The following is a 21,871-nucleotide window of genomic DNA, read 5'->3' on the forward strand; positions in this document are numbered from 1 at the left end:
AACCCAAAGCATTCGGTGTAGGGACAGGGCTTGACCTGTCCACACGCATTGCCTTCTTCCTCGTCCCCCTTTGAATGGGGTAGGGGGATGACTACTCGGCCAGATCAACTCAGGACTCAGAACTCAAGACTCAGGACTCGGCGAAGCCGACTTACGCCGCTGGAATCTGTTTCAGGGTTTCCAGCAGGAAGCCCCAGTATTTCTGTACGGAGCTGATCTGTACTTTTTCGTCTGGGGAGTGCGCGCCGGTAATAGTGGGCCCGAAGGAGATCATTTCCATATTGGGGTAATGGGTGCCCAGAATACCGCACTCAAGGCCGGCATGGCAAGCATTCACGTGCGGGGCCTCCTGGAACAACTCACGGTAAATGCGGCTCATGGTCTGCACAATGGCTGAATCTGGTTTGGGCGTCCAGCCCGGGTAAGAGCCCTTCTGGGTCACGCCGGCACCAGCCAGCTCAAAGGTGCTCTGGATAGCCTGGGCCAGGTCCATTTTCTCAGAATCTACCGAGGAACGGGTCAGGCACTGAATGGAGTAAGTACCTTCTTTCACCTCTACGCGCGCCAGGTTGTTAGACGTCTGCACCAGTCCCTCAATGGCCGGGCTCATGCGGTGAATGCCGTTGGGGCACGCATACAAGGCCCGCAACAACTGGTTCTGGAAGTCATAGGAAATGGCCTGTGAGGGCAGGTCAATGTTTTCGGCCTGCAGTTGCAGGTTGGGGTCGGTGAGTGCATATTCGGCCTTCAGGATCTCGGCCTCTTTGGCCAGAAACGCCTGGAATATTTCGGCTTTGGCTTCTGGTACCGCAATCTCGGCAAAAGACTCCCGCGGAATGGCGTTGCGCAGGCTGCCGCCATCAATGCTATGCAGGCGCACACTAAACTGCTGGGTAGCCTGAAACAGAATGCGGTTCATGAGCTTGTTGGCGTTGGCCCGGCCCCGGTGAATGTCCATGCCTGAGTGGCCGCCGGTAAGCCCGGTAATGCCTACGCGGTACCCCACAAAATCAAAAGGCACGTTCTCCTGGTTATAAGAACCGGTGGCGGTGACGTCTATGCCGCCGGCGCAACCAATGGTGAGTTCGCGGTCATCTTCGGTGTCCAGGTTGAGCATGATAGTGCCGTTGAGAAGGCCCCCTTTAAGGCCCATGGCGCCGGTCATGCCGGTTTCCTCGTCAATGGTGAAGAGGCATTCCAAAGCCGGGTGCGCAATGTCTTTAGAGACCAGCAAGGCCATCATAGTAGCCACGCCAATACCGTTATCGGCGCCCAGGGTGGTGCCTTTGGCTTTTACCCAGTCACCGTCTACGTACATGTCAATGCCCTTGCTCAGGAAGTCAAAATTGGTGTCGGCGTTTTTCTGGTGCACCATGTCCAGGTGGCTTTGCAGCACCACCGTCTGGCGGTCTTCCATGCCCGGGGTAGCCGGCTTCCGGATGATCACGTTGCCCACATCATCGGTGCGGGTGTCAAAGCCCTGGCTATTGCCGAAGTCCTGGATAAACTTGATAACCCGCTCTTCTTTTTTAGACGGACGTGGTACGGCATTCAGCGCCGCAAAATTTTGCCAGAGGGCCTTGGGTTCTAATGTTTCAATTGGGGTGCTCATACAATCTCCTGCTGTTAAGCCCGGCGCAAGCCTTGGGTGCTGCGCGAAATGGGCGGTTAGGGCTAGTAATGGTGGGGGTAAAGGTACTAAACCAAACGGACTACCAAGGGAGCGGGTTTAGGAAAACCACCTTGGTTTTCTCTTTTCTTTTTACAAGAACGGCCCTCTCACAGCCTGTTTACCGCCGGAATTGGGGTAACAAAATAGATGCCTCTGCGCGAACCTCCTTTACTTAAAAGAGTAAAAAAGGAATTCAAGGTTTGTACATCTAATACAAGAACAACTATGGCAAAACAAATGAAAGCCGCTTTTTACAAGGAGTTTGGTGACACAGATAAGATTATAGTTGGCCAATTGAACGTTCCCGCGGTAGGCGAGGGCGAGGTGTTGGTGCGTATAAAGGCGGCCGCGGTAAACCCCGTTGACAACGCCGTTATGGCCGGGTACCTAAGTCAGTTTCTTCCCAATGGTTTCCCTACCATACCGGGCTGGGATGTGGCTGGAGTGGTAGAGGAGCGGGGCTTTTCGGCGCGCCGGTTCCAGGTAGGCGATGAGGTGTACGCCTATGCCCGCCGGCCCACCGTGCAGTGGGGCACCTTCGCGGAGTACCTGGTTATCCCGGAAAGCTACCTGGCGCACAAACCGAAAAGCCACTCGTTTGAAGAAGCGGCCGGCATTCCCTTGGTGGGCTTGACGGCCTATCAGTCTTTGTTTGACGCGGGAAATTTGCAGGCGGGCCAGACCGTGTTAATCTTGGGTGCCTCGGGTGGGGTGGGTAGCCTGGGTATTCAGTTGGCCAAAGAAAAAGGGGCAACGGTTATTGGCGTGGCCAGCCAGAAAAACCACGGCTTCATGATAGACCTTGGTGCAGACCATACCCTGGATTACAACGGCACCAACATCGGCGAAGCCCTGAAACAACTCTTCCCCCAGGGCGTGGACCTGATCTTTGACTGCGCCAGCGGCGAAACCCTGCGACAAAGCTTGGCCGCGCTGAAGCCAGGTGGCACCCTGGTCTCCATTCTGCACCAGGGTGAAGGCCTGGACAAAAGCATCAACTTTAAATACGTGTTTGTGGAACCCAATGCCCTCCAACTGGAAGAACTGCGGGCCTTAGCCGAAGCCGGAAAACTGAAAGTACACGTAAGCGGCACCTACACCCTAGACCAAACCGCAGAAGCCCTCCAGCAGATTGCCACCCACCACACCACTGGCAAAATAGTGATCAGTGTTTAGTTGTTGGTTGTTAGTGGGGAGAGGGATGAGGTGAGCTTGGCCTTTTTTTATTGAGGAAAAACTGTTTTGGTCCTGTTTTTTGAAAAACGGCCTCAAAACACAGCCTTTAACTTTCCTCTTACTCTGGTTCAAGTATTAAACTTGGAGCTATCCTTGACCTGAAGTTTTCAACTTCAGTGCGGCGTAAGCCGCAAAAGCGTTTTCCTATAAAACAAAGAAGCCTGATCTACCAAAAGACCAGGCTTCTTTATAAAACCGAAATAAAAATTACTTCAGCATTTTGAGCAATTCACGCGCGGCTTCTTCTGAGGAGCCGGGGTTCTGGCCGGTAAGCAATAAGCCGTCTTTCACGGTGTAAGAGCCCCAGTCTGGGCCTTTGGAGTAGTCGCCGCCCAGTTCCTTTAATTTATCTTCCAGCAAGAACGGCACTACGTTGGTAAGTTGCACGGCCTCTTCCTCTGTATTGGTGAAGCCGGTCACTTTCTTGCCTTTCACCAGCGCCTCGCCGTTGGGTCCCTTTGCTTGGGTGAGTACGGCAGGGCCATGGCAAACGGCCGCCACGGGTTTATTTTGTTTGGTAAAAGCCTCAATGAGCGCAATGGAGTCGCGGTCGTTGGTGAGGTCCCATAGTGGGCCGTGGCCGCCGGGGTAGAAGATCGCGTCATAGTCCTCGGCTTTCACGTCGCTTAATTTATGGGTGTTGGCCAGTTTCTCTTGCAGGGCCTTGTCTTCATTAAATCGCTTGGTGGCTTCGGTCTGGGCGTCTGGCTCGGCGCTTTTGGGGTCAATGGGTGGCTGTCCGCCCTTGGGTGAGGCCAGCGTCACGTTTACCCCCGCGTCTGCCATCACGTAATAGGGTGCCGCGAATTCTTCAATCCAGAAGCCGGTTTTCTTGCCGGTATCGCCTAATTGGTCATGGGAGGTTAATACAAATAATACGTTCATAGGGTGTGATGTGTCTGGTAATTAGTTCATTAATGCTTAGTGTAGCCGCAACTGGGCCTTGGCCTTTGGATTACGCCCTAACGGGCAATTTTCTGCAAAGGCTTTCTCCTTATACGGTCTCCGTGGAGATAGAATGAGTCAAGAGGCTTAATAGAAGGCTTACCTAAAGGAAACCACCCATGAGGGAAGATGTACTGTTTTAAGGCTGTTTTTGGAAAAGTAGCCCAAAAACAACTGAAATGAACCTGGTGAAATGAACAATAGCAGCGACTAAAAGCGCTATAGAGACTACTGTTTAATTAATCCGGTGGTTTAGAAATCTGGAAAGACAGAATGGGAATTATGGTTTCGGTTTAGTACTTTGGCTTTATAAAATAAGACAATGGACCAGCGCATCATTAATCTCTTTGACGAATACACCCATGCCCCGCTTACCCGCAAGGAGTTTCTGGGCCGGTTAGCCAAGATCACCGGCAGCCTTACCCTGGCTATGGCCTTGCTGCCCATGCTGGAAAACAACTACGCCCACGCGGCTACCGTGTTCGACAAAGACATCAAGGCCGAAGATGTGACTTACCCCGGGGCAGACAGCGTAACCATGAAGGCGTTCCAGGCGCGGCCCGAGGGCAAGAAGCTAGGCGCGGTGCTGGTCATCCATGAGAACCGCGGCCTCAACCCGCACATCAAAGACGTGGCCCTACGGGTGGCGCAGGCCGGTTTCCTGGCGCTGGCGCCAGACGCATTGTCGCCGTTTGGGGGCACGCCCACCAATGAAGACCAGGCCCGCGAACTATTCTCCAAACTGGACGCCAAGCAAAATCTGCAGAACTTCCTAAATGGTCTGGACTACCTGAAGAACCACAAGAACGGCAACGGCAAGACCGGCTGCGTAGGCTTCTGCTGGGGTGGCGCCTTGGCCAACCAACTGGCCATCCATTCCCCTGACCTGGACGCTGCCGTGGCCTACTACGGCCGGCAGCCAGACGCCACCGACGTACCCAAGATCAAAGCCGAACTTCTCCTGCACTATGGCGGCCTGGACGAGCGCGTGAACGCCGGCATCCCGGCCTTTGAGCAGGCCCTAAAAGCCAGCAACGTCAAGTACCAACTCTACGTCTACGAGGGCGCTAATCACGCCTTCAACAACAATACCTCGCCCACCCGCTATAATGAGGCGGTTGCCAAACTGGCCTGGGACCGCACGCTTGAATTGTTTAATAGGAAGCTGAAGTAGCGAATAATCATTGGCCTTTCTTCTGGCTTATCTACGTTGGAATAAAATATGTTGCCTTCCTTTCCTCCTTTTGGCGCGTTATGCCTGGGAAGAAAGGAAGGCTTCGTTTTAGAGCCGTTTTTCCAAAAACGGCCCTAAAACGCAAACCCCTTTCCGCTTTTGAAATCTCTCTTATCTTTGGGGCTTTAGTTACCTTGATCTTACTTGGCTTGTCTCCCGCGCCCATGAAAAAGCTACTGCTGTCCCTCTTCCTTCTTTGCCACCTTTCCGCCTTCGCGCAGAAACCGCCCTTTGATCTGGTGCGGTGGGTAAACCCGATGATTGGTACGCACAAGATGGGCCATACCTACCCGGGGGCCACGGCGCCGTTTGGCATGGTGCAGCTTAGCCCGGATACCGACACCATTCCCTATGAGATGGGCGGTAAGTACAACAAAGACGTCTACAAGTACTGCGCCGGTTACCAGTATGACGATCCCACCATCGTGGGCTTCAGCCACACGCATTTTTCGGGCACCGGCCACTCAGATCTGGGGGATTTCCTGCTCATGCCCACCACCGGCAAACTGCAGCTGAACCCCGGCACCGAAGACAAGCCCGAGACCGGCTACCGCTCCAAATTCTCTCATAACAATGAGCGCGCCGAGCCCGCCTACTACCGCGTGAAACTGGACGACCATAACATCATGGCGGAGCTCACCGCCACTAACCGCGTGGGCATGCACCAGTACACCTTCCCTAAATCTGACGAGGCACACGTGATTCTGGACCTCATGCACGGCATCTACAATTACGAGGATAAAAACACGTGGACTTTCCTGCGCATTGAGAATGACACGCTCATCACCGGCTACCGTCAGACCAATGGCTGGGCCAGAACTCGCACCGTGTACTTTGCCATGTCGTTTTCCAAACCGTTTACCAGCTACGGCAACAAAGATTACTCTAAGGCGCAGGTCTACAAAGGCTTCTGGCGGAAGTTTGACCAAACCAAGAACTTCCCCGAGATGGCCGGCAAGCAGCTGCGCGCCTACTTTGATTTCAAGACCCAGGAAGGGGAGATGCTCAAGGTGAAATTCGCGCTCTCGCCGGTGAGCACTGCTGGGGCGCTGGCCAACATGCGCGCTGAGATTCCGCACTGGGATTTTGAGAAAGTAAAACAGGAGAGCCAGGCCCAGTGGAACCAGGAGCTGGGCAAGGTACGCGCCGTGCTCCCCACCAAAGACGACTACATCAACTTCTACACCGCCCTCTACCACACCTTTCTGGGCCCTACCACCTACCAGGACGTAGACGGCCAGTACCGTGGCCTGGACCAGAACAACCACCAGGCCAAAGGCTTTACCAACTACACCACCTTCTCGCTCTGGGATACCTACCGCGCCCTGCACCCCTGGTTCAACATCGTGCAGCCCAAACGCAACGCCGATATGGTGGAATCCATGCTGGCGCACTATGACCAGAGCGTGCACAACATGCTGCCCGTGTGGTCTCACCACGCCAATGAGAACTGGTGCATGATTGGTTACCACAGCGTGTCAGTGATAGCAGATGCCATCATCAAGGGCACTTACCAAGGCAATGCCAACCGTGCCCTGGACGCCTGCGTGGCCACCGCCCGGCAGGGCTACTATGACGGCCTGCAGTACTACATGCAACTGGGCTTCGTACCCGAAGACAAGAACGGTTCCTCGGTATCCAAGACGCTGGAATACGCCTATGACGATTGGTGCATTGCCCAGATCGCCCAGAAGCTGAACCGCCAGGACGTGTTCCAGGAATTCAGCCGCCGGGCCCAGAACTGGAAAAATGTGTATGACACCCGCATCGGTTACATGCGTCCCAAGCTCAGCGACGGTACCTTCAAAAAGGAGTTTGACGTGCTCAGCACCCACAACCAGGGCTTCATTGAAGGCAATGCCTGGAACTACAGCCTTTATGTGCCGCACGCCCCGCAGGAGATGATCCAGGCCATGGGCGGAAACCGGAAATTCGTACCCCACCTGGACTCGCTTTTCACCATGCACCTGCCTGACGAGTTCTTCAAAGACACCGAAGACATCACCCGCGAGGGTATCATTGGTAACTACGTGCACGGCAACGAGCCCGCCCACCACGTGGCCTACCTCTACAACTGGACCAACCAGCCCTGGAAAACCCAGGAACGCGTACGCATGATCCTCAAAAAGCAGTACCAACCCACCCCAGACGGCCTGGGAGGCAACGATGACTGCGGCCAGATGAGCGCCTGGTACCTGTTCAGCTCCCTCGGGTTTTACCCCGTGGCCCCGGGTTCTGGTCAGTACGCGTTGGGTAGTCCGGTGGTGAAGGAAGCCACAGTGCAGTTGGAAAACGGCAAAACGTTTACCATTGAGGCCAAAAACCAAAGCGATAAAAACGTGTTTGTGCAGAAAGTGGAGCTCAACGGCAAGACCCTGGCCCAACCCTTCCTGAACCATACAGACCTGGCCAACGGCGGAAAACTCACCTTTTACATGAGCGCCAAACCCCGCAAATAACCTGTAATCCCAAGACTTTTATACTTCAACCTATGCCTTATACTCCTTCGCCCGCGCGCTACAGTGAGATGGAATACCGCCGCTCCGGTAACAGCGGCATAAAATTGCCGGCCCTGTCTCTGGGGCTGTGGCACAATTTCGGGCACGTAGACGTGCTGGAGAATTCGCGCCAGATCCTGCATGATGCCTTTGACGCCGGCGTCACCCACTTTGACCTGGCCAACAACTATGGTCCGCCGCCTGGCTCCGCCGAAGAGAACTTCGGCAAGATCCTGCACCAGGATTTCCGGGGCTACCGCGATGAGCTCATCATCTCCACCAAGGCCGGCTACCGGATGTGGGACGGGCCTTACGGCGAGTGGGGCTCCAAAAAGAACCTGGTCTCCAGCCTGGACCAGAGCCTTAAACGCATGCACCTGGACTACGTGGATATTTTCTACCACCACCGCCCAGACCCCAACACCCCCCTGGAGGAAACCATGACGGCCCTGGACCTGATCGTGCGGCAGGGCAAGGCGCTCTACGTAGGCCTCTCCAACTACGAGGTGCCCGAGGCTACCCGCGCCATTCAAATCCTGAAGGACCTGGGCACGCCCTGCCTTATCCACCAGCCCAAGTACTCTATGTTCGTGCGCGGGGTGGAAGATGGGCTGCTGGACCTGCTGGAGCAGGAGGGCGTAGGCTGCATCCCGTTCTCGCCGCTGGCGCAGGGCCTGCTCACCAACAAGTACCTCAAAGGCATTCCGGAAGGCTCCCGCGCTGCTAAGCCCCACGGTTTCCTGAAAGAAGGGGATATCACGGAAGAGAAGCTGGTCCAAATCACAAAGCTAAATAACCTGGCTGAAGGCCGGGGCCAGAGCCTGGCCCAGATGGCGCTGGCCTGGCTGCTCAAAGACCCCCGCGTGACCTCGGTACTCATTGGCGCCAGCTCCCCCGCGCAGCTGGCAGATTCGCTCAAAGGCATGAAAAACACCAAGTTCAGCGCAGAGGAACTGGCCCAGATTGAAACCATTCTGCAGACTAGCTAAAGGCGTGGCCTTGCACTATTGCCCTGGATGTTAGTTTACATGAAAGCTTCCGTTTCGGGCCTGTTTTCTGGAAAACAGGCCCGAAACGGAAAATAGCTTCCTGGTCTAGCAAAGCCAGAAGTAATTCCCAACAAATCCTTTCCCGTGTCTTTGATATGACCTACCGTTTACCCGTCCCCGTCCTTAGATTTTTTGCCTTTCTTGGCCTTTTGCTCCTAGCCTTTTCCTGCACCCAGCCCGCGCAGACGGGGAGCAAGGGAAGTCAAAAAAAGGAGGTGGCCCTGAAAGTGATGTCCTACAACATCCGGCACGCCAACCCGCCCTCTAAGCCGAAGTTCATTGACCTGGACGCGATAGTGGCCGTGATCAAGGCCCAGAACCCAGACGTGGTGGCCCTGCAGGAAGTAGACGTGCACACCAACCGCTCGGGTGGGGTAGACCAGGCGAAAGTGATTGCCCAGAAACTAGGCATGCACTATTTCTTCGGGAAGGCGCTGGACTATGACGGCGGAGACTACGGGGTGGCCATTCTTTCCAGGTTTCCGCTGGAGGGCGCCGTTGCCGTACCGCTGCCTTCGGTGGCCGGCACCAACGCTGAGCCCCGGGTACTGGCCTACGCCACCATCCAAATCTCTCCTAAGAAAAGCCTGGTCTTTGCCAGCACCCACCTGGACGAAAAAGGAAACCCGCAGAACCGCCTGCTGCAACTAGAGAAGATCGCCCAGGTAAAAGACGGGGTGAAGCTTCCCTTTATCATTGCCGGCGACTTCAACGCGACGCCCGGCTCAGAATCCATCCAGCGCCTGGACGCGCTCTTCACCAGAACCTGCCAGGACTGCGCCTTTACCTTCCCGGTGCTAGAGCCTAACAGAACCCTTGATTTTATTGGCTATTCCCCCGCCGCCAGGTTCAAGGTGGTGAGTCACCAGGTCATCCCGGAAACCTACGCCTCAGACCATCGGCCTATTGTGGCCGAACTCAGGTTTCTGCCCTAAGGCCCCGCGCCGTTTCGGGCCTGTTTTCCGGAAAACGGGCCCAAAACAGAAAAAGGCTTTCCCGCGCCACGGGAAAGCCTTTTTCTGTTTTACAGGGTAGGAGCTGCTTGAGGCAGGCTATTGTTTGGAGAAGGAATAAGGATAGGCGCTGTCCTCGGTTCCCCGCTTTTTATTCGGCTCCGGCCCCATGTCAAACTTCAGGGTGCCGCCCTTTAGTAAATCAAAGTGGTCCACGAAGTTCTTCCCGTAGGCCTTGCCGTTGAACTTGAGCGACTGCACGTAGAGGTTCTGGGCGGAGTTCTTGGGGGCCTCTATCACCAGCTTCTTGCCCTTCTCTAAGGTAATAGTCATTTTGGGGAAGAGGGGCGCACCCAGCACGTACTGGGTGGTACCGGGGCAGACGGGGTAGAAACCCATGGCGCTGAACACGTACCAGGCGCTGGTCTGGCCGTTGTCCTCGTCGCCGCAGTAGCCGTCGGGGGTGGGCTTGTACATGCGGTCCATGGTCTGGCGGGCCCAGTACTGGGTTTTCCAGGGCGCGCCGGCGAAGTTGTAAAGGTAGATCATGTGCTGGATGGGTTGGTTTCCGTGCGCGTACTGACCCATGTTAGCGATCTGCATTTCGCGTATCTCATGGATCACACTGCCGTAGTAGCTCTCGTCGTACACCGGCGGCAGGGTGAACACGGAGTCCAGTTTCTTGACGAAGTTCTCCTTGCCGCCCATCAAATCCACCAGCCCCTGCACGTCATGGAACACGCTCCAGGAGTAGTGCCAGCTGTTGCCCTCGGTAAAGGCGTCGCCCCACTTGAATGGGTTGAAGGGCGACTGGAATTGGCCATTCTGGTTTTTGCCGCGCATCAGACCCGTGGCTGGGTCAAAGAGGTGGCGGTAGTTCTGGCTGCGCTTGGCGTAGAGGTCAACCTCGGCCTGCGGCTTCTTCAGGGCCTTGGCCAGTTGGTAGATAGTGAAATCGTCGTAGGCGTACTCCAAAGTGCGGGCGGCGTTCTCGTTGATCTTCACGTCGTAGGGTACGTAGCCCAGCGTCTTGTAGTACTCAGCGCCCTTGCGGCCGATGGCGGAGATGGGGCCTTCGTTGTTGGCCCCGTGCACCAGCGCCTCATAAAGCTTTTCAATGTCATAGCCGCGTAGGCCTTTCACATAAGCGTCTGCCACCACAGAGGCCGAGTTGTTGCCCACCATGATGTCGGCGTAGCCGGGGCTGGACCACTCGGGCAGCCAGCCGCCTTCCTTGAAATCATTGATCAGGCCTTCCTGCATCTCTTTGTTGATGCTGGGGTACATGAGGTTCAGGAACGGGTAAAGCGCCCGGAACGTGTCCCAGAAGCCGGTGCCGGCGAAGCGGTAGCCGGGCAGGGTCTGGCCGGTGTAGGGGCTGTAGTGCACCACCTGGTCCTGGGCATTGAGCTCGTACATTTTGTGGGGGAAGAAGAGCGTGCGGTACAGGCAGGAATAGAATGTGCGCTGCTGCTCGTCCGTGCCGCCCTCTACTTTAATGCGGCTGAGGGTTTGGTTCCACCGCGCCTTGGCTTTCCGTTTGGTCGCCTCAAAATCATCCTGGGCCAGTTCGCGCTGCAGGTTCAGTTCGGCTTGCTCAAAACTGATGAAAGAAGAGGCCACTTTCAGATGTACTTTCTCGCCTTTGGTGGTCTTGAAGCCAATCACCGCTCCCGTGTGCGCCGCGGTAAGTTCCAGAGAATCCTTCACCAAGGCTTTGCCACGGAAGGTGCGGGCGAGGGAGAATTTCTTGTCTACGTAAATGACAAAGTAGTTCTTAAAGTTTTTGGGGTTGCTGCGGGCGGCCCGGGTGGTGTAGCCGATGATCTTGTTCTCAGAAGGAATCACCTTAATGTAGGAGCCCCGGTCCAGCGCGTCAATCACCAGAAAGGAGCTATCGGCTTTAGGATAGGTGAACCGGAACTGGGCGGCGCGCTCGGTGGGGGTGAGTTCGGTGGTGACGTCATGGTCCGCTAAGTACACGCTGTAGTAATACGGCTTTGCTGTTTCAGACTTATGCGAGAACCAGCTGGCGCGGCCGTCCTGGTCAAAGCGCATCTTGCCCGTGACCGGCATGATCACGAACTGGCCGTAGTCGTTCATCCAGGGGCTGGGTTGGTGGGTTTGCTTAAAGCCTCTTATCTTATCTGCCGCGTAGGTGTAGGCCCAGCCGTGGCCCATGGTGCCAGTCTGCGGGGTCCACAGGTTCATGCCCCAGGGCACGCCCACCGCGGGGTAGGTGTTGCCGTTGGAAAGCTCGGGCTTGGAGTCGGTGCCCATGAGGGGGTTGACCAACTCTTCGGGTTCAAAAGCGGGACGGGTTTTCTTCTGGGCGGTGGCCACGGAGACCTGCAGGAGAACCAAGGCGAAAAACAGGCAGAAGGAGAGGCGTTGGAGGCGCATGCGTTTTGAGGGTGTTTTTTGGAAATCAGCCCTAAAGTAGCAGAATTCTCCTGGAAGCGGTAATAGACCGGGAAGTAAGGAGTGAAGTGGATAAGAAAAGGCACCTAAGTAAAGCAGGGCAGTAGCCTGGGTACGGATACAATTTTTTCTTAAGTCCTGAGTCCTGAGTCTTGAGTCTTGAGTTAGGAATGCGTAAATCATCCCCCTACCCCCTTCAAAGGGGGACGGAATGCGTGTTCCTTTTTGACTCTGGACGTTGGATTCAGGACTCAGAACTCAGAACTCAGGACTAAGGACTCGGCGCAGCCGCCTCCGTTTTCCCGAAACGGAAAAGCAGAAAGCCCGGCCTTGGATTTCTCCGGCCTGGCTTTCTGCTTTAAATGCGTAAAGGTTCTTTTCCTAATTCTTAGAATGGATAGAAACATACTCCACGAAATCACCCACCGTGTTCAGGGGTACTTCGTCTGGGATCACAATCTTAAAGCGCTTCTCCAGTGCCAGGATAATGTCTACCACATCGGCGGTGTCAAAGCCCAATTCTTTGTGCAGTTGAGAATTGACCCGCAGGCGGGTGGGCTGGATGCGTTTAATTCTGCTGATAATATGGACCACCTTCTGCGCGATAGATGGTGCTGTTGCAGTTACCATAAAAATGTTAAGCTGGTAGGTAAAAAGTAAAAAACAGGGTGCTGAACCAATCAGCGGAAAAGGGATAAAAGCGGGCACAAAATGCACCCGCCTTTACACATCATTCATTATTCAGATAGGGCATTGATTATATGACGGCCACATGGCCTAGTTCTTCTTTCCGGGCTTCCAGCTCAGCGGTTTCGCGCTCCAGTTCTTCGGCTGTCTTGTCTACCAGGATGATCTCAGTTTTCTTGTCTAAGCCAAACTTGGCCAGGATGCGGTCAAAACCATAGTAGATGATAGGTACCACAATCAGGGTCAGGAACATGGAGGAGCTCAAGCCCCCAATCAAGGCCCAGGCCAGACCGTTCTTGGTGGCGGCCACTGATCCACCCGCTAAGGCAATCGGTAACATACCAATCACCATGGCCAGGGTAGTCATCAGGATCGGGCGGAAACGGATGCGGACGGCTTCAATAAGTGCGTCCTTCACATGATGTCCTTCTTTCTTCATCTGGTTGGTAAAGTCTACCACCATAATGGCGTTCTTGGCTACCAGACCAATCATCATGATAATACCCAGAATGGAGAAGATGCTCAAACTCTGACCGGCCAGCGCCAGGGCCAACAAGGCCCCAATAATTGCCAGCGGAATAGAGAACAATACCACCAGCGGGTACACATAAGAGTCATACAAGGCCACCATGATCAGGTACACGAAGATGATAGAAGCCAGCAAGGCAATACCTAGCGTACCGAAACCTTCGCTCTGGTTTTTCAGGTCACCGGCGTAGTCAATGGTTACGCCGTTCGGGATTTTAACTTCGGCCATCTTGGTCTGGATGTCGGCTCCAACTGAACCGGACGGACGCCCGATTACCTGTGAGTTCACGTTCAAAGAGGTAACGCGGTTGGTACGCTCCAACTGTGACGGACCGGTAGACTGTTTCACGTCGGCAAACTGCCCTAAGCGCACTACCTTGCCCTGGTTGTTGATGAAGGAAAGGTTGGCAATATCAGTTACGTTGCGGCGGTCAAATTCATCCAGACGGATGTTGATGTCATAGTCCTCGGTACCGGAGCGGAATGAGGCGTCTGTGTTACCGGAGAACGCCATTTGCATCCCGGCGCCCACGCTTTCCAGAGACATGCCTACACTGGCCATCTTGTCGCGGTCCACAATCACCTCAATCTCTGGGTTACCGCCTTCCACAGACACTTCCACGTCTACCGTTCCCGGTACGCTTTCCACCACTTGGGTCACGCGCTTAGAGAAAGCAATAAGGGTGTCAATGTTTGAGCCGGACAACACCACCTGAATAGGCGCCTGTGCGTTACCCACCAGACCTACCGGTACCGGGGAAACCTCTACGTTGGGCAGCTTGCTCTCAATATCGGCTTTAGCCTGACGGCTGAACTGCTGGGTGCTGAAGGAACGCTCTTTCACGTCTACCAGCGCCACGGAAAGTTCGGCCTGATAAGCCGAGGTCTGGCCTGCCTGCGACGAGGCCGTGGTACCCACTGTGGTAAACACCCGCTTCACTTCCGGAATGCCGCGCAGGTATTCCTCTACCTGCTTGGTGGCGAAGTTGGTTTGCTCTACGGTAGAGTTCTTAGGCAACTCCAACTGCAAGCTTACCTCACCGCGGTCACCGGCCGGGATAAACTCAGACCCAATGAAACCATATTTAGGTAGCATGAACGAGCCCACCAATAAAAGCAGGGTAACCCCCAGCGTGATGAACTTGTGGTTAAACGCCCATTTAAGCGTACTGGTGAAGCCCTCAATGATGTTATCTAACTGGCGCTCAAACCACAGGATAAAGCGCCCGAAGATGTTCTTGTTAGACACGTGCTCCAGCTTGGAGAAACGGCTGGCCAGCAGCGGGATCAAGGTAAAGGCCACAAAGAGTGAGATCATGGTGGCAATGGCCACTACCACGGCAAACTGCCGCAAGATGTCAGATACCAGACCGGTAGACAAGGCAATAGGCACGAACACCACCACAATTACCAGGGTAATGGAGGTAACGGTGGCCATGATCTCCTTGATACCGTCATAAGCAGCCTGGGCCGGCGATTTGCCCATCTCCATGTGGCGGTAAATGTTCTCAATCACCACAATGGCATCATCCACCAGAATACCTACCACCAGGGAAAGAGCCAGCAAGGACATCAGGTTCAGGGAGTAGCCCAGCAGGAACATGGCAATAAAGGTAGCCACCAAAGAGGCCGGGATAGATACCATTACAATAATGGCGTTCCGTAGTGAGTGCAGGAACAATAACATTACCACGGCCACCAGAATAACGGCGATGATCAAGTCATGGATCACGGAGTCAGCGGCTTCCAGGGTAAAGTCAGAGCTGTCTGAGGCGATGTTGAATTTAAGGCCCTGGCTGGCATAGGTTTGCTCCAACTTAGCCAGAGCGGCCTTGGTCTGGGCACTCACCTCTACGGCATTAGCATCTGACTGCTTTTGGATAGTGATACCCACCGAGGCCTTAGAGTTAATACGGCTCAACACGTCTACGTCTTTCTGAGTATCCTGCACCTCGGCTAAGTCTGAGAGACGCACCGTTCCGTTCTGGTCAGATTTGATGACCAGGTTACGCAGTTGGTCCAGGTTCTGGTATTTACCCGCCAAACGCAGCTGGGTCTGTCCGTTCTCGTTCTTGATTCTGCCGGTAGGGAAGTCCAGGTTGGAGTTCTTGATCTTCTGCTGCACCTGCAGGATGGAGATGCCATAGGCTTCCAATCTGTCGGCTTTGATGTTCACTTTGATCTCCCGCTCGGCACCACCCAAGATCTTGATCTGGGCCATACCCGGTACGCGGGAAAGTTCAGGCTTGATCTTGTTGTCAATCAGATCGAAGAACTCGGTGGCAGGCATGTTGGCCGTGGCCCCCATCTTGATGATAGGCAAATCGTCAAAGTCAAACTTGTTCAGCGTGGGAGGATCGGCGTCCTCGGGCAGACGGGCCAGAATGGCGTTTATCTTTCGCTGGGCGTCCTGCAGACTTAAATCTACGTTGGTGCCTTGGTTTAATTGGATGGTGATGATGGAGAAACTCTCCAGGGAGGTTCCTTTCATCTCCTTCACATTCTCCAGAGCCGAAAGCGCGTCTTCAATCTCTTTGGTCACTGAGTTCTCCACCTCATTCGGCGAAGCCCCAGGGTAAAGCGTAGTGATAGTGAGTACCGGCGGGCTGAACTTAGGCAACAGCTCATAGTTGAGCGAGTTGTAGGAGACAACACCCAGCAGGGTAAGGACCGTGAAGACCACCACCACCAGGGTTGACCGCTGTATGGATAATTTGGTTATATTCATTTTCTAAACGTCTTCTGTAAATAGAATGGGGATGATTACTTAAGGGCAGTCACCTGAATGCCTTCACGCAAGTTGATCTGACCACTGCGTACCACCTGCTCATTAGGCTGGATGCCGTCCAGGATCTCTACCTGGTCTTGGGTAACAATACCTACTTTCACTTTGCGCAGGCTGGCTTTGTCATTGTTTACTACCCATACGCTTGGGTCCTGGATGCTACCCACAATGGCCTCACGGGGCAAGAGCAGGGCGTCACGCTGGGCATTTACCGGGAAGAAAGCAGTACCGTACATACCCGCACGCAGGTTATTGTTGGCCGTGTTCTTCACTTCAATCTCCACGTCAAATTTCAGGCTGGCATCTGCGGCGGCGCCAATGGCGGTCACGGTGCCTTCATACTCCTGGGCGCCGCCGGCGTTGGCGGTCACTTTCACTTTCTGGCCACGGTTAATAAGCAACACCTCAGCCTCAGAAGCCTTCACGTTCAGTTTCAGGCGGTCTACATTCACAATGTCATACATTTTAGTGCCGGCGTTGGCGTTCAGATAAGAACCTACCTCAATGTACATCTCATTGATCTGTCCATTGATAGGGGAGGTAACGCGGGCATTGGCTTGGTTCTGGCGGGCGGCTACCAACTGGGCGCGGGCGGCGTTCACGTTGATCTGGGCATCTTCTAACTGGCGTTTGGTCACGGCGTCACCGGCCACCAGGTTTTTCATGCGCTCCAGGTCTTTCTGGGCTTTGGCATAGTTGGCCTGGGCGGTAGCCAGATTGGCGCTGGTGGTATTGTCTTCTACCTGTAACAGCAATTCGCCGGCGCGTACCTTGTCCCCTTTGCGTTTGTACACTTTCTGGATCTGTCCGGAGATTTCAGACACCAGGGTAAGGCTTTGCACTGGCTTGAAATTACCCTGGGCCGTGAACGATTTGTCCAGTTTGGCAGACTGTACCTGGGTCAAGGTCACCGGAATAGCCTCGCTTTTGATCTCGGCCACGGCGGCCTTAGCGGTCATCTCTTTTTTGTTCTTGTTCAGCGTGTAGGCCACGGCCCCAATGAGAAGAAGCGCAATTACGATATAAATCAGTTTTTTCATCTTTTTAGTAATGGACAGGTAGGTATGTTATTGGACAAGGGTTTGTAATTCGCCGCGGGCTTTCAGGTAGTTCAGCTGCGAGATTTTGAATTTTAAGCGTTCATTGTTAAGGTTGGTCTGGGCTTCGCGTACGCTCACCTCTGCCTCCAGTAAATCTGTTAGGGGAGAAAGACCCTCTTTGTACAACCGGTTAGTGGTGTTATAGACCTCCTGGGCCAATTGCACGTTGCGTTCCTGGTTCTGGATAGCCAGTTGGCTGGTACCAATCTGCTTAATGGCGTTCTCCAGGCTCAACTGCGTATTCAAGGCCAGGTTCTGCATGGTGAGATCAGTTCTCTTCACGTCCAGCTCGGCGCGCAGGATTTGGTTCCGGCGCTGGAAACCGTCAAAAATAGGGATGTTCATCTGTACCCCTAAAACAAAGGTGTTAAACCAAGGTTTGTTGGTGTCAAAGAAGTTAAACTCCTGGCGCTGGGCATTGTAGTTGAACTGACCAAAACCGGCCAGCGAAGGATATGCCCGGCCTTTGATGTTTTCCACGTTTAACCCGTACAGTTTTTTCTGGGTCTGCAAGGCCTGGTAGTCCGTCCGTTGTGCCAATACCGCATTGGCGTCTGCGGTAAGCGGAAGCTCTGTGTTAGAAAGGGTGGCCTCTTCAGAAAGCTCCAGCGGCTGGTCTGCGGGCAACCCGATGAAAAACTTAAGCACGTTTTTCTGCTGCTCATAGGCCGAGGCCAGGGTCTCACGCTGGTTCTGCAGATTGGTTTTGCTCACCGTGATGCGGTTCACGTCTACCTTCTTGGCAAAATCATTCTTGTATTGCAAGGTCAGGATCTTCTCCAGTTGCACCAGGCGGTTGTAATTGGCCTCAATGGTGTTGAATTGCTCCTTGGTCTGCAGCGCTTGCAAATAAGCTGAGCTTACGTTGTAAATCACGTCTTCCTTGCTCATTTGGGTCATCAGGCGGTACAGGTCGCGGGTGGTAGCCGCAGCTTCCAGCCCCACAAAGTAGGACTTGCTGAAAATCAGTTGGGAAAGCTCCAAACCACCAGAGGCAACGTACTTCTGCCCGAATTTCACCGGCACATACGTTCCCGGCTGGCCAATGATCTCACCAGGCAATAACTGGGTTGGAATGGAAGGATACACACTCAGCTGACCGGTTCCGTTAATCTGGGGCAAGCCAGAGCCTTTGGTTTCCCTTATGCGGTATTCGGCGCCCTTTTCATCTAATTGGGCCTGCTGAATAGAGATATTATTGGTGGAAGCTAAGGTGAGCGCCTCCTGAAGGGTAATCACTTTGCCCTGCGGTTGGGTCTGCGCGTAACTGAATCTGGCCACCAATACCAGCAGAAGACTCAGTAGGAAATGCTTTTTATTCACGGTTTAATCTTGTAATTGGTTTGTGTAGAAATAGTTGGTTCTGAGAAACGAGAACCAAATCGTTAAAAAAAATTATTTTTTTCTGTTCTTCAGCCAGGTTTCCATCAGCTTGGGCACTTCTTGCGAAAGGTATTCCATGAACTCCACCCGGTCTTCCATTAGCTTGTTCATCTCTGGGTTAGAGTTGCCTCTGAGTTCGTTACACTGGCGTACCAGCTTACTGAAAGACAAAACTTGCTCCATTTTGTTTACCACTTCCTGGTGCCAGTTTTCCAGCAGGGCCCCAAAGTACCGCTTGCGGTCGCCGGGGTAGGTAGTGTACTCAATCACGCGCATCTGCAAAAGCATGTTCAAGGCATTGCTGGTGGCACTCTTGCTGATGTTGAGCGTCTCCAGGATTTCCTCAAAGGAGAGGTAAGGCCTGTCTGTGACATAGAGTAAGCCCATGATACGCCCGGTAGCTGGCGGAAAGCCCTGCTGCTCATGGAATATCCCTATCTTTTCAATTAATTTTCGTTGCTCCTCTGATAATTGCGCCACTTGGTTATTCTTTGTTTAGACTAAGAACGCTGCAAAGGTAGAATTAAGTTTCTTTAGTTCATAATTTGCAGAACCAAAATTTATTCTTTTTTAGCGAGTGATTTTCTTGGAGGTGTTGGGGCACTTTAAAGGGGAAGTTGGTAGTTATTGTAACAGAAAAAGGGGACAACAATTAATCCCTGCCTTGGTGGTAATGGGCTGCAAAGCTAACCTAAATCAAAGGCATTTTAAGCGGGGTTTGGGAAGAAACCTGTGCATCGCCTCCAAAACCCGCGTGACGCTGTTTTAAGCCCGGTTTCTAAAAAGTAACCCCAAACCAGAAAGGCTCGGCTGGCTAGTTATTAATCGCCACAACCAAGAGTGTATTTGCCGATATACTATAGAAAAGTAGAAACCCGTTTTAGGCCCGTTTTTAGAAAAACGGGCCTAAAACGGGTTTCAGTCTGAAAGGTGAGCCTGAGAGATTATTTTTTATACCGACCCCCGAAAAAGTCATTGGGGTTCCAGGTGGGGCGCTCCGGGGCGTTCGCCACCTGGTAGCTGATCAGGAAGTTCACCTGCACGTATTTTTTGCCGGCCTCAAAGTCAAAGGAATCATTGAGCTCGTCCTGGGGCTTGTGGTAGAAAGCGGCGCGCCAGACCTCTACCTGCTTGTTGAGGTTGTTCTGGCCGTCTTTGGTTTTATTGCCGTATTTGATGTGCAGCGCCGGAATGCCCTGCATCACAAAGCTGTACTGGTCGCTCCGGATAAAGCGGTTCTGGTCAGGTTCAGGGTCGGCCTCTACGGCAATGCCCAGATAGCCGGCCGCCTGGGCTACGGGTTGGGCCAGAGAGGAGTGCTCGGCGCCTAGCGCCACCGCCGACAGCAACGGGGCAATGATGGTAGGCATGTCTGTGTTGATGTTGGCCACGATCTTTTGCTGGGGCACGGTGGGGTACTTAGCAAAATAGGCCGAGCCCAGCAGGCCCATCTCCTCACCAGTAAGCAGCACAAACAGCACAGAACGTTTCGGCTTTACCTTGAGGTTGCTGTACACGCGGGCAATCTCCAGCACGCTGGCCACCCCAGAAGCGTTGTCATGGGCGCCGTTATAGATAGAGTCGCCTTTCACGGGCGTGCCTACGCCCGTGTGGTCCAGGTGGGCACTGTGCACCACGTATTCGTCACGTAGGGCAGTGTCTGACCCAGTAATCTTGCCCACTACATTATAGGAGTCAAAATCTTGGTAAGAAGAGGAGTAGCGGCTTGCCAGCTTTCCAGGCAACGCCTTTGACACGGGCATACCTTTCTGCAGGCTGGCCTGCACCTGGGCGGTATCCAGCCCGGCGCTTTGCAGCAAATTCTGGGACGTGGCCGCGTTCACGTAGGCGAGCAGTTTGATTTGGTCAGAAACGAAGTTACGGGAGGCCGCAACCTTGCCCTGAGCGTCCATGACGCTGTTCACCCCGCGCGCGAGGTTGGGCACCGTGGCCCGGGGGCTGGGATTGGTGCTGCCTACCACCACGCCCACGGCCCCGTGGTCAGCGGCGTTCTTCAGGATCACCATCAGGTCTGAGCTGGCGGCGGCCACGGTGGAGTGGAAGTTCTTGGGGGCGCCCCGCAGGATCACCACCACCTTGCCTTTCACATCCAGGTTAGCATAGTCATCGTAGCCTACCTCAGGGGCAGTGATGCCATACCCGGCAAACGCCAGCGGGGCCTCCACGTTTACCGAGGGGTTCTGCGGATTGGGATAGATCGCGAAGTCCTTGCCCGGGGCCAGGGCCTTGGTTTCCTGGCCGGTAGTCAGGCTCAGGGTAGCGTCCTGGCCGGTCACAGCTTTCCTGATCCTTACTTTCTGCAGGTACGTACCGTTTTCTCCGGCCGGCTGTATCCCAATGGCTTTGAACTGTTGCACCACGTAGTCTACCGCCATCTGGTAGCCGGGCGTGCCGGGCAGCCTGCCCAGCAGTTTGTCATCTGCCAGGTACTGGATATGGCCCTTGAGGGAGGCGGGCTTTACATGGTCCAGGCGCTGGGCCAGGTCTTTGTTTACTTGCAATTTCTGCGCAGTGACCGGGCCGGCCAGCAACAAAGCGCTCATCAGGTAAGGAAGGAATTTCATCTGTAGAAAGGGGTATACAATCTGCTGGAAGCGGTTAAATTACAAAAATAAGTTGAACCATAGGCCGCAGCAGGCTTCTCCAGACCTGGATATGAAGTCTGTTTTAGGGCTGTTTTCCAAAAAACGGGCTCAAAATAGCCTGGCCTCACTCTGGCAGAAATGGGAACCATGCCTAACAAAAATCCCTGCACCTAAGGGGTGCAGGGATTTCATACAATTAAGTAAAGTGTGTCTAGAGAAGGGCCTCTGCCGCTTAGTTTTTGCGCTGGCGCACAGGAACTGGAATGGGTTGAAGCGTAGGGCCAGTCAAGCTGGAAATCAATTTTTTCAGTAACGAAGCAATTGAGTGTAGGGTGCTATTTTTCATGAGTATAAAATGCAAGTATGCTAAAGTGTTTAGAACAGTTTTGCCCGTTGGTGTCATCCGTAGAATCTGCCCTGCCTGTTATAATTCAACAACGTTGGAAAAGATAATTCATTTTACGGAGACAAAATAATTGAGGACCATAAAACAAGAAATTTTACAATCTTATTGTTCTATGTAGGTACAACAATGGTGCCAGCCTTTTCCGTTCCCTGGGTAGTTGGCAAGTATTTCTCTTTCTTTCAGATTTCGCCCAAAGCAAGCAAAGTATTCCTGTATATGAACCTTGCTCAGGTACCAGCACCAAAGGTTTAAGAATCGCGAATGGGGAATTAATCTTATAATCAGGAAACCAAGCCAATTGTTAATGGCTATCTTTTAAGGTGAGGAAAACGCAACTAACGTATCTTGAAATATAAGCTACTGAGAAG

General features: G+C 53.7%; 14 protein-coding genes. 5 read left to right on the forward strand and 9 right to left on the reverse strand.

Annotation, left to right across the window (positions count from 1 at the left end; genetic code table 11):
- Positions 1 to 151: 151 nt before the first annotated feature.
- Positions 152 to 1,612 carry an aminoacyl-histidine dipeptidase gene (locus tag ACYVJQ_RS06085; protein ID WP_460892176.1) on the reverse strand — a complete coding sequence of 487 codons (1,461 nt, stop codon included), beginning with the start codon at positions 1,610 to 1,612 and terminating at the stop codon, positions 152 to 154.
- A 297-nt stretch (positions 1,613 to 1,909) separates the two neighbouring features.
- Here ACYVJQ_RS06085 and ACYVJQ_RS06090 point away from each other — a divergent pair, with 297 nt between their 5' ends.
- The gene (locus ACYVJQ_RS06090) at positions 1,910 to 2,848 is read left to right on the forward strand and encodes an NADP-dependent oxidoreductase (protein ID WP_460892177.1); all 939 of its coding nucleotides are present in this window, start codon (positions 1,910 to 1,912) and stop codon (positions 2,846 to 2,848) included.
- Between the two features lie 267 nt (positions 2,849 to 3,115).
- Here the strand turns inward: ACYVJQ_RS06090 and ACYVJQ_RS06095 are convergent, their stop codons facing one another.
- Positions 3,116 to 3,793 (reverse strand): type 1 glutamine amidotransferase domain-containing protein, encoded by a 678-nt coding sequence (locus ACYVJQ_RS06095; protein WP_460892178.1) that lies wholly within the window; start codon positions 3,791 to 3,793, stop codon positions 3,116 to 3,118.
- A 382-nt stretch (positions 3,794 to 4,175) separates the two neighbouring features.
- Here ACYVJQ_RS06095 and ACYVJQ_RS06100 point away from each other — a divergent pair, with 382 nt between their 5' ends.
- From ACYVJQ_RS06100 to ACYVJQ_RS06115, 4 genes are all read left to right on the forward strand, one after another.
- A complete protein-coding gene (locus tag ACYVJQ_RS06100) occupies positions 4,176 to 5,027 on the forward strand; it encodes a dienelactone hydrolase family protein (RefSeq protein ID WP_460892179.1) in 852 nt (283 codons plus the stop codon).
- A 224-nt stretch (positions 5,028 to 5,251) separates the two neighbouring features.
- Positions 5,252 to 7,546, forward strand: a complete 2,295-nt coding sequence (locus tag ACYVJQ_RS06105) for a GH92 family glycosyl hydrolase (protein WP_460892180.1) — start codon at positions 5,252 to 5,254, stop codon at positions 7,544 to 7,546.
- Positions 7,547 to 7,578: 32 nt separating this feature from the next.
- Complete coding sequence (gene mgrA, locus ACYVJQ_RS06110; protein ID WP_460892181.1) at positions 7,579 to 8,574, forward strand: L-glyceraldehyde 3-phosphate reductase; 996 nt, start codon at positions 7,579 to 7,581, stop codon at positions 8,572 to 8,574.
- A gap of 290 nt (positions 8,575 to 8,864) precedes the next feature.
- On the forward strand, positions 8,865 to 9,569 hold the full coding sequence (locus tag ACYVJQ_RS06115; RefSeq protein WP_460892182.1) for an endonuclease/exonuclease/phosphatase family protein: 705 nt from the start codon (positions 8,865 to 8,867) through the stop codon (positions 9,567 to 9,569).
- A gap of 117 nt (positions 9,570 to 9,686) precedes the next feature.
- On the opposite strand, the gene ACYVJQ_RS06120 is transcribed toward ACYVJQ_RS06115, so the two are convergent.
- From ACYVJQ_RS06120 to ACYVJQ_RS06150, 7 genes are all read right to left on the reverse strand, one after another.
- On the reverse strand, positions 9,687 to 11,990 hold the full coding sequence (locus tag ACYVJQ_RS06120) for a GH92 family glycosyl hydrolase (RefSeq protein WP_460892183.1): 2,304 nt from the start codon (positions 11,988 to 11,990) through the stop codon (positions 9,687 to 9,689).
- A gap of 399 nt (positions 11,991 to 12,389) precedes the next feature.
- On the reverse strand, positions 12,390 to 12,638 hold the full coding sequence (locus ACYVJQ_RS06125) for an acyl carrier protein (RefSeq protein ID WP_460892184.1): 249 nt from the start codon (positions 12,636 to 12,638) through the stop codon (positions 12,390 to 12,392).
- Between the two features lie 127 nt (positions 12,639 to 12,765).
- Positions 12,766 to 15,951, reverse strand: a complete 3,186-nt coding sequence (locus ACYVJQ_RS06130) for an efflux RND transporter permease subunit (RefSeq protein ID WP_460892185.1) — start codon at positions 15,949 to 15,951, stop codon at positions 12,766 to 12,768.
- A gap of 35 nt (positions 15,952 to 15,986) precedes the next feature.
- Complete coding sequence (locus tag ACYVJQ_RS06135; RefSeq protein ID WP_460892186.1) at positions 15,987 to 17,048, reverse strand: efflux RND transporter periplasmic adaptor subunit; 1,062 nt, start codon at positions 17,046 to 17,048, stop codon at positions 15,987 to 15,989.
- 27 nt (positions 17,049 to 17,075) lie between these two features.
- The gene (locus ACYVJQ_RS06140; RefSeq protein ID WP_460892187.1) at positions 17,076 to 18,431 is read right to left on the reverse strand and encodes a TolC family protein; all 1,356 of its coding nucleotides are present in this window, start codon (positions 18,429 to 18,431) and stop codon (positions 17,076 to 17,078) included.
- 72 nt (positions 18,432 to 18,503) lie between these two features.
- Complete coding sequence (locus ACYVJQ_RS06145) at positions 18,504 to 18,971, reverse strand: GbsR/MarR family transcriptional regulator (RefSeq protein ID WP_460892188.1); 468 nt, start codon at positions 18,969 to 18,971, stop codon at positions 18,504 to 18,506.
- Between the two features lie 464 nt (positions 18,972 to 19,435).
- A complete protein-coding gene (locus ACYVJQ_RS06150) occupies positions 19,436 to 21,076 on the reverse strand; it encodes a M28 family peptidase (RefSeq protein WP_460892189.1) in 1,641 nt (546 codons plus the stop codon).
- Positions 21,077 to 21,871 lie beyond the last annotated feature (795 nt).

The organism is Rufibacter soli (genome assembly GCF_054781795.1).